7 protein-coding genes are annotated in these 18,657 nt (G+C 49.8%); 6 read left to right on the top strand and 1 reads right to left on the bottom strand.

Going from position 1 to position 18,657, the window contains the following annotated elements; genetic code table 11:
• Positions 1-237 precede the first annotated feature (237 nt).
• Positions 238-3,555 carry a ThuA domain-containing protein gene (locus tag LL912_RS05315; RefSeq protein ID WP_235552523.1) on the bottom strand — a complete coding sequence of 1,106 codons (3,318 nt, stop codon included), beginning with the start codon at positions 3,553-3,555 and terminating at the stop codon, positions 238-240.
• Between the two features lie 736 nt (positions 3,556-4,291).
• Here LL912_RS05315 and LL912_RS05310 point away from each other — a divergent pair.
• The 6 genes from LL912_RS05310 to LL912_RS05285 all read left to right on the top strand — a co-directional run bounded on the left by LL912_RS05310 (position 4,292) and on the right by LL912_RS05285 (position 18,653).
• A complete protein-coding gene (locus tag LL912_RS05310) occupies positions 4,292-6,940 on the top strand; it encodes a hypothetical protein (protein ID WP_235552522.1) in 2,649 nt (882 codons plus the stop codon).
• Positions 6,941-7,019: 79 nt separating this feature from the next.
• Complete coding sequence (locus tag LL912_RS05305) at positions 7,020-9,641, top strand: glycoside hydrolase family 3 C-terminal domain-containing protein (protein WP_235552521.1); 2,622 nt, start codon at positions 7,020-7,022, stop codon at positions 9,639-9,641.
• A gap of 54 nt (positions 9,642-9,695) precedes the next feature.
• A complete protein-coding gene (locus LL912_RS05300; protein ID WP_235552520.1) occupies positions 9,696-12,023 on the top strand; it encodes a hypothetical protein in 2,328 nt (775 codons plus the stop codon).
• Between the two features lie 35 nt (positions 12,024-12,058).
• Positions 12,059-13,828 (top strand): right-handed parallel beta-helix repeat-containing protein, encoded by a 1,770-nt coding sequence (locus LL912_RS05295; RefSeq protein WP_235552519.1) that lies wholly within the window; start codon positions 12,059-12,061, stop codon positions 13,826-13,828.
• 186 nt (positions 13,829-14,014) lie between these two features.
• Positions 14,015-16,228, top strand: a complete 2,214-nt coding sequence (locus LL912_RS05290) for a glycoside hydrolase family 95 protein (RefSeq protein WP_235552518.1) — start codon at positions 14,015-14,017, stop codon at positions 16,226-16,228.
• A gap of 106 nt (positions 16,229-16,334) precedes the next feature.
• Positions 16,335-18,653, top strand: a complete 2,319-nt coding sequence (locus LL912_RS05285; RefSeq protein ID WP_235552517.1) for a glycoside hydrolase family 20 protein — start codon at positions 16,335-16,337, stop codon at positions 18,651-18,653.
• Positions 18,654-18,657 lie beyond the last annotated feature (4 nt).

Raw genomic sequence — 18,657 nt, 5'->3', positions numbered from 1 at the left:
ATCCGTTTAACGTCTAACGCTCAGGGTGCATTCGCGTTCTGTTTGAAGCAGATCTCGGATTTTAGAATTGAGAATTCAGATCCCAGATTTCAGATCTCAAGTCTCAGGTCTCAAATCTCCATTCAAGACTCATAGCACCCTGCTTGTTCCCAGGTCAATGTTTAAGGTTGGACCGGTTCCATACCTGATATTGCATATTTATTTCACATTCCCAAATTTTCAAATTTCTACAGGGTATTATTTCCCGTTGAATTGTACCCACTTCATATTGTCATGAATCTGATCTTCTGTTCTGTAAATAAAATACAGGGTATGAAATTGTCCATCGCTGATTCCTTTAACGGGAATCGATGCCACCGCTTCTTTTGCTTCTTTTGCAACGGCGGGCATGGGTTTGCTGCCCAATAATGGCCCATTGGCCGCATCCAGCCGCACTTCCAGCACGGACGTTTTTCCCGGACTTTCCTGCCGGTCGTAGGCAATGCTCATCGAGTGTACATTTGTCAGGTCTATTTGCTTTAATACAAACCATCCTTCTTTTGTTTTATCGGTTTCACCAAAGGGAATCATATTGCTTCTCAATAAAAGGGTGTTGGTCCCCGTCAGCGATTTGATCTGATTTCCGCCTTTATCTGAATAGCTTGCGGATAAAACGAGCGCGCGGTTGGGCTTTGTATCAGCCGGCGGCACGATAATGCCTGAGGCCGGCAGTGATTTTTTTACAGCATTCCCGCTGTTTAACGACAAGATCCAGGCTATGATCTGGTGTACGTCTTCCTCATTAAGCGTCGGATGTGCCGACATAGCCGTTTCACCCCATACACCGCTGCCGCCATTAATTATTTTTCCGGTAAGGTAGTTCACGGCACCGGGATCTTTGCCGTATTTTTCCGCTACCTGTATAAACGATGGACCAACCGATTTTTCGGCTTCTTTATGACAGGCTTTGCAATCCAGCGACAGCATTATGTTTTTTCCGCTAACACTTGCCTGCCCCTGTTGATGGCCCATGGGTGCGCCGGCTTTGTCGAGCCCTTCGGTGAAATCAACAGATACAAAGAGATTGGCCGGATCAAAGGCCGCGGTGTCTTTGGGGTCGGTTGCGGTTATTTTATAGTGCAGCGGCGCACCGGGTATATAAAAGGACCGGTTTCCCCCGGTAACAGCGATATTTACCACCGGTGTTTCATTACCGGCATAGATACTTACCGCATCGCTTTTAGCAACAGCACCTTTATCATCTTTTACCTCAACGGTTATTTTAAAGTCGCCCGCTTTGGTATAGGTATAGGACAGTTCCGGCGCATGGGTTTCTTTACGGGTTCCGTCTCCAAGGGTCCAGGTATACGTTACATTGTCATTGTCCGGGTCTTTGGCCGCTACCGCAATTTTAACGGTAAACGGCAGTACGCCGGTTGTTTTATCTACCTTAACGGATTGGATCGCCGGGGCCCTGTTGCCGCTGTTGTAGTGGATCCGGGCCAGGCCGGCGTCGGGATTTTTGGAGAACCAGCCAGATCCGTACTCCAGCAGGTACAGCTGGCCATCCGGGCCCACTTCCATATCGATCAATGAGTTCACTTTAACAGCGCTGGCAAAGGGCTCCATCTTATCGAAATCGCCATTGGGTAGCATTGTAACCGCCTTCATCCACCCGCGGATCCAGTCATAGATGATGAGCTTGCCGTTATAATAGTCCGGGAGCCGGGTTTCTTTGGGAAACAGATCCGTATAGTATACAGGGCCCGCCATGGCATTTCGGCCGCCGGAGCCTACCTGGGGGAAATCGGGGGAGGCTGCATAAGGATACCAGATAAATGCCGGTTGGGCGGGAGGCAGTTGCGTGAGCCCGGTATTGTTCCTGGAACGGTTAACCGGATGTTCGGGGTCGAAATGATCGCCGCTTTTGCCCGTGCTGTAATCGTATTGCCGATACGCATAATTGTTGCCTACAAACAGCGGCCATCCGAAAAAGCCGGCCTTGCGCGCCTGGTTCACTTCATCATAACCCCGGGGACCTCGCTCTTTAAGATTGTCGGAACCGGCATCCGGGCCCACTTCGCCCCAATAGAGATAGCCGGTCTTCTGGTCTATAGAAATACGGTAGGGGTTCCGGTTGCCCATTACATAAATTTCAGGTTTTGTTTTATCCGTGCCCTTCGGAAAAAGATTGCCATCGGGGATTTCATAGCTGCCATCCGGCTTTACGCGTATCCGGAGGATCTTTCCGCGAAGGTCGTTAGTATTGCCGCTCGATCTTCCTGCATCGTATTGCTGGTGGCCGGGGATATCATTCATCGGGCTATAACCGTTATTTACGAACCGGACACCCGGCTCGTCGAAGGGTGTTGAATTATCGCCGGATGAAACATACAGTAGTCCATCCGGACCAAACGCGATGGAGCCACCGGTATGGCAGCAGATATCCCTTTGCGATTTTACTTCGAGGATCACTTTTTCGGTGGCCGCATCGAGCGTATCATTTTTAAACGTGAAGCGGGAAAGCCGGTTCACCGCGCTGTCGGCAGGACTGTAATAAATATAGACCCAGTTGTTCTTTGCAAAATCCGGGTCCTTCTGTAAACCCAGCATGCCCTCTTCCGCATTCACGCCGGGCACATCCGTTTTATAATAAACATTTAAAAAGCCTACCTGGCGCACGTTCTTCGTTTGGTTCTTATACAGCATAATTTCTCCGCGCCGCTGAATCACCAGCACATCCAGGTTGGGAAGGATCGTCATTTCCGTGGGCTCAAAAAACGCACCCTGTGATAGCTGCTCTTTAGAAAACCGGTCCTCATCGGGCGGCATTTGAGTGGTGGCCTTTGAGTAATCCACCTTTTTGTTATCGCCAATGGCATATTGAATGCCGCCTAAAATATGCCGGAGGTATAATGAATCGGAAAAGGATTCCGGCGTATGCCCCAGTTCGGTATAGAAGGCCCGGCCTCCGTCAAATTCATGGTACCAGGCAATGGGGTGTGGGTTGCCGTTCTTGCCGCCCTGGTAGCTTTTTTCATCAACGGTCAGGAGTACTTTTACATCTTTGCTCATCTTCTTAAAGTTGTAAAACTCATCCGTCTTTTTCCATTCATGGGGGAGATGCCGGGTAGCCATATGCGTGCTGTCTGTTACCAGTAATACGCCGGGCTGTACATTGGGAAAACTATCGGTTATGCCCGGGTGATCCATGAAGTAAGCGCCCGCTAATCTTCCATACCAACCCCAGTCTGGTTCGCAATCGGTAGCTGCATGAATACCTACATAGCCGCCCCCTGCCTGTATATAGCGTTCAAAGGCGGCTTCCTGCCGGTAGTTGAGTACATCTCCCGTGGTACTGAGGAAAACAACTGCAGCATATTTTTTTAAGCTGTCGTCTATAAAAACAGCGGCATCCGTTGCCGTATCCACATCAAAATTATGGGTCGCGCCGAGTTGTTGCAGGGCTGTATTTCCGTTTGCAATAGAGGCATGGTGAAACCCAGCCGTTTTACTAAATACAAGTATCCTGGGTTTTTTGTTTTTTCCTGCACAGGAGCACAGCAACAGTAACATAACAAAATAGCACAGTTTTTTTAAAACCGCAGTAGATGGGCGCATATGGATGGATGTTGTTGACTTGATGAAACAGAACCGGTACCAAAAGCGTAAGAGATCCCCAGACCCGAAATGGTACAGCCTATCGCTGTTTTGATGACAGCAGCTGAAAACCAGACGCTACTGCTGGTTGGGGTGGGGTTAAAATGTGGGAATGGCAATCGGCTATTTTAATATTCAGAGAATCGTTCTTGTTGCAAAAATGCAAAAAATAAAACATTAATAGAGGTCGTTTGCAAAAATAGTAGTGGATCTTGTTAAAATAATTGCATTGAAATACCGGCTATTAATACCCCGGCGTCTCTACAGGGTATGGAAATATAACAACGATGTCCATTGATGAACGCATGAGCCATCCTTTTTGATTGAACCTGGTTCACCAGGGCAAACATGATACGGTTTGCTGGGGCACACAGGGTTGCGTTTTAAAAAAACAGGGATACCATAAATCAGATTTAATTCATTTTGCCGGCTTTCTTTTTTGGGGTAGCTGCATCAAAGGCCTACCTCTTTAAAACAAAAAAGGCGCTGTTCATAATAACAGGCTGCAAAGCCGGCAGGAGTTAAAAAAGTATCGGTCTTTATCAATTCAGTGCAGGCTTAATGAATCAGGATGAGATAATTTTACCGACCGGATGCAAACCTGTGTACAGTTGAATTTTATATGGAATCTGAATAGTATAAGATATTGAAAATGAAACGATACATTGACTGTTGTTTTTTAAATGGAAAGGGTGAAAAATCGCTCATCCTCCAGGTACGGCCAAAAACGAAAGCGGCACCGGATACCGGTGAAGCCAGTACAAAAGTAAAGAGGCCGGCGGTGCTGGCATTGTTGACGGTTTGGTTGTTTGCGGCCCCCGCCACGGCCCAACAGATCCGCCTGAAAACACAGTATGCAACCATTACGATCAACCAAAAAGGATGGATCGCATCTATAAAGAGCAATCGCTCGGGCAGGGAATATTGTCCGGGAAATCAGCCATCCGCATTAATGAGCCTGTACAGCAATAAAAGGTATCTATTGCCCGTGGCTGCAAAAATGAATCAGGCAAAGCAGCTGGAGCTGTCTTATCCCAATGGTTCTGTAGCCACCCTGTTATTGGAACAGCAACCGGTATATCTGAAATTTAAATTATTGAAGCTCACACAAAGAGATCAGATCGATAATATTGTATGGGGCCCCTATAAAACAACAATTTCAAAAAAAATAGGCGACCTGATCGGTGTGGTGCGCGATGATGATTTTGCCATTGGCGTATTGGGACTGGATGACAATACTACCAGCGGACCACCCACCGAAGGCGATATGTCCTTTATGTACTATTACATTCATTCCCCTGATCCCAAAAAATATCCGCTTCCTCCGCATTTAAAAGAAGGGCAAATCTTCAGCATCGGCGGAGACGGGATCAGTGATGTGGCGTTCTATTCGCAGCCGGAGGAATATTTCAGGATGAATTATGGCAATGGCGCACGGCTGGAGCCGGCTTTTGGCTCCAGCATCTGTATGCATTCCCGCAATCGCAATAAGGAGCAGATGATCCGTTTTCCGTATTACCCGGATAACATTGATGGTAAAGCTAATTCAGCCCGTTACCAGTTGGTAACACCTACCAATGCGGATTATATCGGTTCTGCTATAGCACTGTATGCCTGTCCGGATGGGTTGGGCTTAGCCACCATTGAACAGGTAGTGCTTGCCGAAGGGCTGCCGCACCCGATGATCGAAGGCAAATGGATCAAAGACCCCGCAGCCTACCGGCCGGATATGGCCTGGTGGGGGCCGCACGATAGTTTGGCTTCCTACGCGCAGCAGCTAAAGATCACCAGCGTGCAGGATGAAGGGCTGGGCGAGTATTACCCGGACCGGTTACAACCCTGGGACGGAAAACGGATCACCCTGAATGGAAAAAGGGATATTCCTGTTGCACAATTTGGAAAAATGATGCAGCAGCAGGGCATCCGTTACGGGCTGCATACCCTTTGCGAATTCCTGCAGCCTGGACGAAATACAGATGTGACACCCGTACCCAGCGATAGTCTGGCTATTATGCAGCGTACGGTAATTACGAAAGATATCAGTCCGGACGATACCATCATCACCGTAGCGGATACGGCATATTTTAATGAATTCGGAGGCTGGGAGGGCAATCATACCAATGTCTTAAAAATAGGAAAAGAGCTGATCGAATACGATGGTATCACCCGCACTGCACCGTATACCCTTTTGAAGGTCAAAAGAGGGTTTCACCATACTGCCCGCGGCAGCTATAAAGCCGGTACCACCATTGTAAAATTGCAGCCCAATTGTTACCGTGGCTTTGCGCCTGACATGAACCTGCAGGATGCGTATGCCGCTTTCTATGGCAAATGGCTGGCAGATGGGGGCATGGACTATATCGACTTCGACGGGCTGGAAAGCTGCATGTACCAGGGACATGGCCAGTATTCCTTTAAGCGCTTCTTTCGCGGACTGTTTAACAGCTATCGGCAAAATGGCGGGCAGTACCTCAGGGTAATGGGCAGCGCCATACAGGAAGGGACCTGGCATTATATGAGTGTGTGCAATGTGGGCGGAGGCGATCATATGTTCAGCCCGGTGTTAAACAAATGGGGGATTGAAGGGAAAGATATGCGGTATGTGTTTGAAAGCAGCTATTTCCCGGCAACCTTCGGCATACAGAACTACCAGGCAGACTGGAGCCTTTATGATGCGGAGAACCTGCAGGCCAAATCGATCGGTTGGGATGCCACCTACATGTTGGGGTTAAGCCAGCAAACGGTAGAAGCCAGTGCAGAAAAGACTGCTATCTTTAACGGTTACCGGGTTTGGGAAAATGCCCGGGCGGCTGGTGTATTTACAAAAGCACTCAAAGAGCAACTGAAAGACCTGGACTATAAATTCCACCTTGAGCAAACCGGTATACGAACCTTCCTCTTGTACTCTGTAAAGGAGAACCGTTTTCTGAATATAAGCTATTCGGCAACGGGCGTTAGGATAATACTGCAAAATATATTTGACACGCAGCCGCTGGAATTTTCCATTAAAATGAACATGCCAAAAGAAGTGACTGTTGAGGGATTAAAGATTGCAACACCCGGGGGAGAAGAACTGGTGGTAAATAAAACGCTTTCCGCGGGACAGCACATCATTTATAAGAGCGGACAGTTTTATATAGCAGACCGGGGACGTAAATTGGTAGAATTGATTTCGGCGGATAAGCAGCTGAAGATCGGCAAAGGCCCGGGTCCTTTTAAAATAAGCGCGCTCGGTTCCGGTAACGACAAGGTGAAGATGGAACTGGTAGTTCCTGTAGTCGGCAAACCCGAAAAGATCTAAAACATAGAATATGGTAAATTCCATCCTTATATCCGGTGTCCACCGTGTCGCCCCGTCTTCTAAGCCTGTAACTACAAAAATGCCACTAAAAAAAATAGCGTCCGCCCTCATTGCGGTGCTCTCTTTAGCAACAGCACAGGCTCAGGATTACAAACAATATCCCATGTGGAATGCCGCCCTGCCCATGGAGCAACGGGTGAGCGACCTGGTAGACCGGCTCACACTGGAAGAAAAAGTGGCCCAGATGCTGAATGCAGCGCCTGCGGTTCCGCGTTTGGGAATCCCGGCCTACGAATGGTGGAATGAGATATTGCATGGAGTAGCGCGCACGGCTTACAAGACAACCGTTTATCCGCAGGCCATTGGCATGGCCGCCACCTGGGACACGGCCGCTTTAAAGCAGATGGCTTTTTATTCGGCGCTGGAAGGCAGGGCCATCCATAACCTTGCCGTTAAAGAAGGAAAAACCGGCGAGCGCTATAAGGGCTTAACCTACTGGACGCCCAATATTAACATTTTCCGGGATCCCCGCTGGGGACGCGGACAGGAAACCTATGGTGAAGACCCGTTTCTGACCGGAAAACTGGGAGCCGCGTTTGTCCGCGGTTTACAAGGCAATGATCCAAAATACCTCCTGGCAGCAGCCTGTGCCAAGCATTATGCGGTGCACAGCGGCCCCGAAGAATCGCGGCATACCGATAATTTTAATCCAACGCCCTATGACCTTTGGGATACCTACCTGCCTGCGTTTAAAGAACTGGTGGTCAATGCCAGGGTAGCCGGTGTGATGTGTGCGTATAACGCCGTATACAAACAACCCTGTTGTGGCAGCGACCTGCTGATGAGCGATATTCTTCGCAATCAATGGCATTTTACCGGTTATGTAACCAGCGATTGCGGCGGGATCGATGATTTTGTAAAGCGACATAAAACCCATAAAACAAATGCAGACGCATCAGCAGATGCCGTAATGCATGGTACCGATGTAGAATGTGGGAATAGCGTGTACCGGTCGCTGGTAGACGCCGTAAAAACCGGGCTGATTGCGGAAAAGCAAATTGACAATTCCATAAGACGGTTATTTACCATCCGCTACCGGTTGGGGATGTTTGATCCCGCGGATAAAGTTCCCTACGGCCAATTACCCATGCGTACTCTCGAGGCACCGGAGCACAAAGCCCTGTCCTTAAAAATGGCAAGGGAATCAATCGTACTGTTAAAGAATACTGGGATACTGCCCCTTAGTAAAAAATTAAAACAGGTGGCGGTCATAGGACCCAATGCGGATAACCGGATTGCCTTACTGGGAAACTATAATGGCTTCCCGAGCCGCATTGTTTCTATATTGGAAGGCATTAAGGAAAAACTGGGCCCGGAAGTGCTGGTAACCTACCAGCCAGGGATCAGTTACACCACCGATACCTTGTTTGCGCCTGATACCAACGACGCCAATTTCTATAGTTATAAAGAGCAGCCCGGTTTCTACATACAATATTTCAACAACGAAGCACTGGAGGGCACACCTGTTTATACCACGCAATTAGCAAGCATTAACCGGTTTTTCCCCCAGGGACAGCCACCGGCACCCGGTGTAGCCTCCGACCATTATTCTGCACGGTATAAAACCAGCTTTAGGGCAACTGCCGATAGTGTTTTACAGTTTCAGATGGAAGGAGACGATGGCTACCGGTTATTTATTAATGATAGCCTGGTGGTCAACGCATGGAATGGCAACCTGGGAGTACGGAATTTAAAATGGAAGGTGCAAAAGGATCAAACATACAACATCATGCTGGAATACCGTCAGCATGAAGACGGAGCCTTTATACGGCTGCAAAAAGGAACCTATAAAAAAGCAAACATGCAGTCCATTGCGGCTAGCGTAGCATCGGCAGATGCGATCATCTATGCAGGCGGTATTTCGCCGGAACTGGAAGGAGAGCAAATGTGGGTAAATGCAAAAGGATTCAGCGGTGGCGACCGTACGTCCATTATGTTGCCCGAAGTGCAGACAGAACTGTTGAAACAGTTAAAGGCAACCGGCAAACCGGTGGTCTTTGTGATGCTTACCGGCAGCGCCATTGCCATTCCCTGGGAACAAAAAGAACTCCCGGCCGTCCTGAACGCCTGGTATGGCGGGCAAAGCGCCGGCACAGCCATCGCAGATGTACTGTTTGGCGATTATAACCCCTCCGGCCGGTTGCCGGTTACCTTTTATAAAGACGATGCATCGCTGCCTGATTTTAAGCAATATGATATGACCGGCCGAACCTACCGGTATTACAATAAAGAAGTATTATATCCATTCGGCTGGGGATTAAGCTATACCCGTTTTAAGTACAGCCGTTTAACTATACCTGCCGGTATAGCAAAAGGAAAACAGGTTCCGGTTTCGGTTTGGGTAACCAATACCGGAAGCCGGGACGGAGATGAAGTGGTGCAGCTGTACCTGTCCTATGCCGGCATAAAAGGCAAAGCGCCCTTAAGGGCGCTGAAAGGTTTTCAGCGGATTTCCTTGAAAAAGGGTGCAACCGCGGAAGTGAAATTCCTGGTGAAACCGGAAGACCTGGAACTGATCAGCGAAACGGGCAACCGGTACACACCTTCCGGCCGGTTAACCATTAGTGTGGGCGGAGGGCAGCCGGTGCCATCACTCGCAGGCACATCCGATTTTGTGCAGCAAACAATCACTGTACCATAACTAATGCTAATGCTCTGTGAGACATTTTGTCTCACAGTAAAACATATCATACAAATGATTCGTAACTTCTGTATTTTATCTTTTTTGCTCATAGGTCTGGGCAGCTCGCTTTGTCAAATCGCCGGCGCACAGGATTTCAACGCGGTGGATCGTTGGCTGAAACCGCTCAACGGGCATATCCGGATCAGCATCAAAAAATACGATGGTACAACCCTTATCGAAGAACTGGTAGCTACACAGGAGCAACCCGAACTGCCCGGTGAATGGCAGGTGGCATTACAGGCGCAGCCGGTTAAAGCAATACCGGGCGCGTTGGATATTACCGCTGTTTTTACTTTAACCAGGGGCGCATCAAAAGCAACCGCCGTAAATGTAGACATGGACTTCATTGGCTGGAGCCGGGATAACTATGTACTGGTACCGGCGAGCGTATACAATGGCAACAGGTATCCCTCTATCGGGAACGGCTATAATCCCGATTATCCAAAGGAAATGTATTACAATCCCCAGGTACCTTTAACCATCTCCAATAATCCGCGCCTGTCCGTTGAACCCGGAACAGCATCATTAGTGGAGCTGCAAACAGGCAATACAGCCACACCGGCAATCTGTTTTTATGCACCGGTCCTGCAGAAAAGTTTCATGGTACTTACGGATCAGCGGTCAGCATCCGGTAATCATGGACTTACGATTGCTGAGAACGCCGCCCAGGACCAATGCCGCTTTTCAATTACCGCGCCGGCCATACGCCGGCAGGCGCCCGGCTTTGGCGACTTTCACCCCAGCGGGGATAAAGCTCCCGACTGGAAGGCAGGTGATCAGCTTTCATTGCATTTCAGGGTATATACTATGCATGTAACAGGAATCCCGGACCTGCTGACGGCATTTATGAAACACCGGAAGGACATCACAGGTATGAACCAGCCCCGCAACTGGCTGCCGATGAGTTACTACACCGGGCTTGCTACCACCATTACCAGCAATAATTTCAGGGAGTTTCCGGTGGGCAGCTACTATCTTCCCGAAAACAGTAAAGACTTCCAGCTCGGCTGGGTAAGCGGCATGATGAATACCTACCCGATGCTGGCATTGAACAATGCAAAGGAGCGGGACCGCGTAGCACAGGAACTGGATTTTGTGGTGCATAAGCTCCAGGGCAGCAGCGGTTATTTTTACGGAGGTATCACTGCAGAAGGCAGGATCCGGCCAGAAAAGATGAACCCGGCATTTCCGGAAGTACAGGCCATGGTCCGTAAAAATGCAGATGCCCTGTTATGGCTGCTGAAACACCTGATGTTGCTGAAGGCACAGGGTTATGGTGCGGCTATCAAACCGGAATGGGAAACTGCGGCCAAAAAACTGGCGGCTGCCTTTGCCCGCACCTGGAAACAGGAGGGCCAATTCGGGCAGTACATTGCACCGGCCACCGGCAAGATCGCCGTATACAATTCCACTGCCGGGGCCATTGTGCCGGCCGGACTGGCCATTGCATCGGATTATTTTAAAAAACCGGAATGGCTGCAGGTTGCCAAAGCTTCAGCGGAATATTACTACCAGCGGGATGTAGTGAAACAGGGACTTACCGGGGGCGATTGCGGAGACATTTCCATGGACGCCAATTCGGAATCGGCCTTTGGTTTTCTGGAATCCTTAATGGCGGTGTATCAATATACCGGCGATAAAAGCTGGTTAAAAAAAGCAGAAGTGCAGGCCGCCCTCTGTGCTACCTGGACGATCTCTTATGATCCTGTTTTTCCTGCAGGAAGTCAGATCGGTAAACTGGGTAGTAAGATGGCCGGCGCGGTATGGGCCAGCATTCAAAACAAACACGCGGCACCAGGCATTTGTACGGCTTCGGGTGATTATCTGTTCAAACTCTTCCGGGCCACCGGTAATTCCCTGTATGCTGATCTGATCCGGGATATCCAGCATGCCCAGGCTGAGGCCGTAAACATTCCGCCGGATCACCATACCACCAACAACCTGGCGGGCAGCAGTATGGAGCGCATTCAGCCCAGCGATGCAGAAGGAAAAGGCAGCATCGGAAACTATATCAATACCCGCAATTCCTGGACCGAAACCAACGGAGCACTGATGGCCATCGAGTTGCCGGGGATCTATGTACAGCCCGATAAAAAAGTGATCCGGGTATTTGATCATGTGGAGGCGCGGATTGTGCAATCGGATAAAACCGGTATCACATTGGCCATAAAAAATAATACCCGCTATGATGCATCCGTATCCGTATTTGCAGAGAACAGTACAAAGGCTCAAAAGCCATTATCCTATACAGCGTTTACGGGCTGGCCAAAGATAGCGGTAGCATCCGGTGCGGAAGTGGTGGTACAGGTTATGAATAACGGAACCATCGGCCTTCATTAAAATAACCCGTCTCCAAACATTGCACCGTTCACTCCATGATATCCAAACAAAAAAACAACACACTGCGGATCACAGGCCCTCACAGTTGGCTGCTGTTGCTATGGCTGTGCTGCGGTACCATTTTAAAGGCCCAGGTTCCGGTATTGATCCGGGCAGCGGATTACGGGGTGAAGGCAAATAGTCGTGAGAATGCAGCATCGGCGCTGCAGCGGGCCATCGCGGCCTGCCGCAAATACCCGGTAGCTGTATTAAGGTTGCCGGCCGGTCGCATCGATGTCTGGCCGGAAGGCGCACCCAAGCGGGAGCTGTATATTTCCAATAGCACCGAGGCCGACACACTGAGTAAAGCGAAGAACATAGCCTTCCTGCTGGAGGGCGCCCGGAACATCACCATCGATGGAAATAACAGTTTCGTCATCTTGCATGGCAAAATGGTCTCCTTTGCCGTCCTGGGAAGCAGCAATATCCGTATAAAAAATATACGGTTCGATTATGAACGTCCAACGATGTCTGAACTGACCACCCGTTCCCTGGATGAAAAGTCGGTAACCGTGCGTTTTCATCCGGACTCCCGTTTTACCGTTATCAATGGCAAGCTGGTGCTTTTGGGAGAAGGGTGGAAGACCGAACATTGTCATACCATCTTGTTCGATCCCGTTAAAGAACGCCTCCATTATAGTGATCTGAAGCCCTTGCTGCAGGCCGTTGCCCGGCAAACAGACCCGCTTACAGTTGTTTTTGAAGGTGATTTTAAAAAGCCGCTGTACCATTCGGGCGATGTGCTAACCATCCGCGATCCCTACCGGGATAACTGCGGAGGACTAATTGCGCAAAGCAAAAATGTGCTCTTGGATCAGGTGCAGATGCACTATATGCATGGGCTGGGCATCGTGTCGCAGTTTACTGAAAATATCACGCTGCGTACAGTGATCGTTGCGTCCAGGCCGGAAAGCGGACGCATCATTGCGGCCTTTGCCGATTGTTTTCACTTCTCCGGCTGCCGGGGAAAAATAATGATCGACAGTTGTCTTACTTCAGGAGCACACGACGACCCGGTAAACGTACACGGTATCCATCTTCAGATCACGGGTATCAGCAAACAGCAGCAGCTTACCGTCCGGTTTATGCATCCCCAAACTTATGGATTCCCGGCGTTCTTTGCAGGCGACAGCATTACATTTATCAACCCCCAAACGCTCCTGCCGGTTGCAGCAGCGGTGCTTCGGTCGGCAGTAATGATCAATAAACGGGAGATGGAATTACAACTTACAACCGCGCTTCCCGGAGGCGTAGCCAGTGGATTATGCATCGAGAACCGTACCTGGACACCGGAGGTCGTCATCCGCAACAGTCGCTTTGAACGTACCAATACAAGGGGACTGCTGATCACAACACCGCGCAGGGTACTGGTAGAAAAAAAAATATTTCATCATACAGGCATGTTTCTTATCCTGATCGCCGATGATGCCAGCAGCTGGTTTGAGTCGGGCGCGGTGCGGAATGTAATCATCCGGAACAACCGTTTTGAGGGATGCGGCTACAATAGCGGAAGTGGTGCCATTGCGATTGCCCCTGAAAATCACCAGCGGGTTGCAGAACGCTATGTACACCGGAATGTACGGATCGAAAATAATACCTTCAATACCCTGGATGGTCAGTTACTCCTGGCACGAAGCGTGGATGGGCTGTTGTTTTCCGGAAATACGATAACAGCCCCCTCATTGGACAGAGAACGGCTGAAAATTTCCGTATCCCCAATGGGCTGTACAAATGTCCGTATCAAAAATGACGCATATCCCGGGTAACCAGGCCAACCGCAGATCTTTCGGGCATGACGGCAAAAGATATTCAAACAGATGGGAAGCTCCGCATTAAACAATAATCGTACAGTATACGGCATGAAAATGAACAGCGAGTTTTTACGGAAAGCAAAATACAGGACCCTGCCTTCAAAGATTAAAACCGATGCTGTAAAAGTAGTAATATTGGGCATGAAAAAAAGAATACTGATTGCATTATTGACATTATGGACAGCTTCCGGCCTTCGTGCACAGGATAAGAACTCTTTTGTTTTATGGTATGATAAACCGGGCATGAACTGGGAATCGGAGCGGCTCCCGGTCGGTAACGGCCGTATGGGTGCCATGATGATGGGCGCGGTAGAAAATGATACGATCCAGTTCAACGAACAAAGTCTCTGGAGCGGTGATAATAACTGGGATGGTGCCTATGAAACCGGCGATCATGGTTTTGGTGCCTACCGCAATTTCGGCGAATTAAGGGTGCAGCTGGATGCTGCGGGAACGGCCAATGAATATAAACGAAGCCTGGACCTGGTTTCAGGGCTTTATAATAGCATGTATACCAGCGGCGGCATCCGCTATCAACGTGAAGCCTTTGCCAGTTATCCCGACCAGGTAATGGTATTCCGGTACACTGCCGGGAAAGGCGGAAAAGTATCCGGGCGCATCAGTCTTTGGTCGGCCCAGGGTGCCGCTTCCGTTGCCAGCGGAAACCTCCTGCAGTTTTCCGGTACCATGCCCAATCAACTCAAATACGCGGCACAGGTAGCGGCACTGCATGAAGGCGGCAGTATTACGGTAACCGGAAACGAGCTGGTTTTTACCGGTTGCAAAGCGCTTACGCTGTACCTGGATGCCCGTACCAATTACAAGCCGGATTATAACGCTGGCTGGCGGGGCGCAGATCCCATGCCACTGATCGAAAAGGAGTTGAACGCTGCACTTAGTAAAGGATATATGGCATTGCGCACGGCCCATATAAAAGATTTTACAAGACTTGCTGCTGCTGCCCGCATCGATGTAGGTATCACACCGGCTGCGTTAAGGGCGCTGTCCACAGATATACGCCGCGCAAAATACGCGGCAGGCGGGGCCGACCCGGACCTGGAGGAAACCCTTTTTCAATATGGGCGTTACCTGTTGATCAGCAGTTCGCGCCCCGGCGGATTGCCGGCGAACCTGCAGGGACTTTGGAACAATAGTAATAATCCGCCATGGGCCAGCGATTATCATAACAATATCAATATCCAGATGAACTACTGGCTGGCAGAGCCGGCCAACCTTTCGGAGTGTAACCAGCCCCTGATCGACTATATCGTTGCGCAGGCCGAACCTTGCCGGCTGGCTACGCGCAAGGCCTTTGGTGCAAATACCCGGGGGTGGACGGCCCGGACCAGCCAGAGTATTTTTGGGGGCAATGGCTGGGAATGGAATATACCTGCCAGCGCCTGGTATGCGCAGCATGTATATGAGCACTGGGCTTTTACTATGGACCGGGTATATCTTAAAAATACGGCTTACCCCATTCTGAAGGAAATCTGTAATTACTGGGAAGACCGGCTGAAGCAATTGCCGGATGGAAGCCTGGTAGTGCCCGATGGATGGTCGCCGGAACATGGCCCGCGGGAGGATGGTGTGATGCATGATCAGCAATTGGTTTGGGACCTGTTTCAGAACTACCTTGATGCGGCCAAAGCATTAAACATTGATGTAGCCTATCAGGAAAAAGTAGCGGATATGCAACACCGGCTGGCACCCAACAAGATCGGGAAATGGGGCCAGCTGCAGGAGTGGCAAACGGACCGGGACGATCCGGATGATCAGCACCGGCATACCTCGCACCTGTTTGCGGTATATCCCGGTCGCCAGATCAATTTAAAGCAAACACCGGAACTGGCAAAGGCGGCGATTATTTCCCTGCGCAGCCGCAGCGGGAACTACGGTAAAAATATAAACAAACCCTTTACCGTGGCATCAACGGTGGGCGATAGCCGCCGCTCCTGGTCCTGGCCCTGGCGCTGTGCGTTGTGGGCGCGCCTGGGAGAAGGTGAAAAAGCGGGCATGATGATCCGTGGTTTAATAACCTATAACCTGATGCCGAACCTGTTTACCACGCATCCGCCTTTTCAGATCGATGGAAATCTTGGTATCAGCGGCGCCATACCCGAAATGTTGCTGCAAAGCCATGCGGGGGAGATCAGCCTGCTGCCTGCGGTACCGGCAGCCTGGAAAGTTTCAGGATCTTTTAAAGGGCTAAAAGCCCGCGGTGGCTTTACGGTGGATTGCAGCTGGAAAAATGGCTGGGTAGTATATTACCGGATCTATTCAGAAAGACCCCAAAAGGTTTGGGTACGGGTAAATGGCGCGGTAAAGGAAGTAATGACGGGAACTGCAAAAAAATAAAACAATAAAAATCGTAAACAGGAACAAAGGCTTCTCCGGTTAACTGGTCTGGTTATAAAAAAACGCGATAGAACGGTTGAGTTTTTGAAATACTTAAACAGGAAGCATGAAATATGGATTTTTAACAGGCCTGATTATAGGGGCCGTGTGCTTGTTGAATGCCCAACCACGGGTACACATCATTCCGCAGCCGGCAGATCTTCAGCAACGGGAAGGGGTTTTCCTGCTGGATCAAAATGTGCAGGTACAGACATCGGTGGCCGGCAAGGAGATAACCGATGTGGTTCGCTATTTCACAGCAGCCGTAAAGCAGGTAAGCGGTTATGTACTTCCGGTTAAAACAGTCGCCACCGGAAAACGGATCTGCTTTAGCATCGTAACAACAGAAGGCATCGGAACAGAAGGGTACCGCTTGTTTGTTACACCGCACCAGGTCGATATCCGGGCCAGTAAACCGGCAGGACTCTTTTATGCCGTACAATCCTTATTGCAAACCCTGCCGGCCATCCGCACCAACCAGGTATTGCAGATACCTTGTATGGATATTACCGATGAACCCCGTTTTAAATGGCGGGGTATGATGCTGGATGTAAGCCGTCATTTTTTTTCGCCGGAACTGGTAAAGGAGTTTATTGATCTGCTGGCAACGTATAAAATGAATACGTTTCACTGGCACCTGGCAGACGGCGCCGGCTGGCGTATCGAGATCAAAAAGTATCCAAAACTTACCGGGCTGGCTGCCTGGCGTGTGGATGACTGGGGCCAGCCCTGGGACTGGTCGCAGATCCGTTTTAATGCAGATCGCAGTAAAGCCACGTATGGGGGCTTTTATACGCAGGAACAGGTAAAGGATATTGTGGCTTATGCAGCGGCAAGACATATTACCGTGGTGCCGGAGATCGAAATGCCGGGCCATTCCGAAGCGGCCATGGCAGCCTATCCAGAGTATTCCTGCTTACCGCACAAACATTCCTTTAATGAAACCGGTGATTTTTACGGCAAGGATGTGCATCCGAATTATTGCGCGGGCAATGATAGTGCCTTCGTATTCCTGCAAAATATCCTGAAAGAAGTAATGGCCTTATTCCCCTCCCGGTATATTCATATAGGGGGTGATGAAGTAGACAAATCCAGCTGGAAGCAGTGTATGCGTTGCCAGCAACGGATGAAAACAGAAGGACTGAAAAATGAAGAGGAGTTACAGAGTTATTTTATTCACCGGATGGAAAAGTTCCTCATCGCCCATAAGCGGAAGCTGATCGGCTGGGATGAGATCCTGGAAGGAGGGCTTGCACCACAGGCAACGGTGATGAGCTGGCGTGGGGAATCGGGGGGTATTAAGGCCGCTCAAATGGATCATGATGTGGTAATGAGCCCGACCGGTCCGCTTTACTTTGATTACTACCAGGGCGATCCGGAAACGGAACCTCTGGCATTTGGTGGTTTCAATACCTTAAAACGGGTGTATCATTACGAGCCCATTCCCGCAGAGCTGGATAAAGACCAGGCAAAACATGTACTGGGCGCACAGGCCAACCTGTGGACAGAACAGATATCGAGCTATGAACATGTGGAATATATGATCCTGCCCCGCATGCCGGCATTGGCGGAGGTGCTATGGAGCAAAAAAGAAGCGCGCAACTGGAAAGATTTTAATCAGCGGCTGCAACCCCACCTCGTAGGTTTTGAGCAGAAAGGATTGCATTATTCCAGGGGCAATTTTAAAGTAGATATAAAACCGCAGGCGGTTGACGGTAAATTGCTGGTAAGCCTCGAAACGGAGAATGAAGACGGCACGATCTTTTATACAACCGATGGTACCGATCCTGGCACAGGCAGCTTGCGCTATGAAAAGCCTTTTGAAATAACCGGTGCCCTGACGGTAAAAGCGGCATTGGCCATTCATAACAGTATGGTAAGAGGCCGGCCGGCACAACAGTCCTTTACACTCAATAAAGCAACCGGGCGGCCTTTGCAATATGCAACGCCTTACAGCAAATATTATCCGGCCAACGGACCGTTGACCCTGGTAGATGGTATCCGGGGTACAACAGACGCCGGGAAACAATGGCATGCGTTTAACGGAACGGACCTGGTGGCCACCATTGACCTGGGGCAGCGTACAACAGCAGGTTCCGTAACCCTGGGCTGCTTACAGAGCTACGGTCAGTGGATCTTTTTCCCGCAATGGGTAAAATTTGAAGTGTCGGAGGACGGCCAACAATTCACCGAAATGACAACGATCCCAAACACCGTACCCCTAGCGGATAAAGTCCCGCAAACAAAGGATTTTACAGCGCGCTTTGATCCGCGCAGTTTTCGTTACGTCCGGGTTACGGCTAAAAACCTGGGACAATGTCCGAAAGGCCATCCCGGCGAGGGACAGGCTGCCTGGCTTTTCTGTGATGAGATCATCGTTGAGTAAAAAA

The organism is Niabella agricola, assembly GCF_021538615.1.
GTDB lineage: Bacteria > Bacteroidota > Bacteroidia > Chitinophagales > Chitinophagaceae > Niabella > Niabella agricola.
Note: the sequence above shows the minus strand (reverse complement) of the source record. Positions and strands in the feature narration are given on the sequence as shown.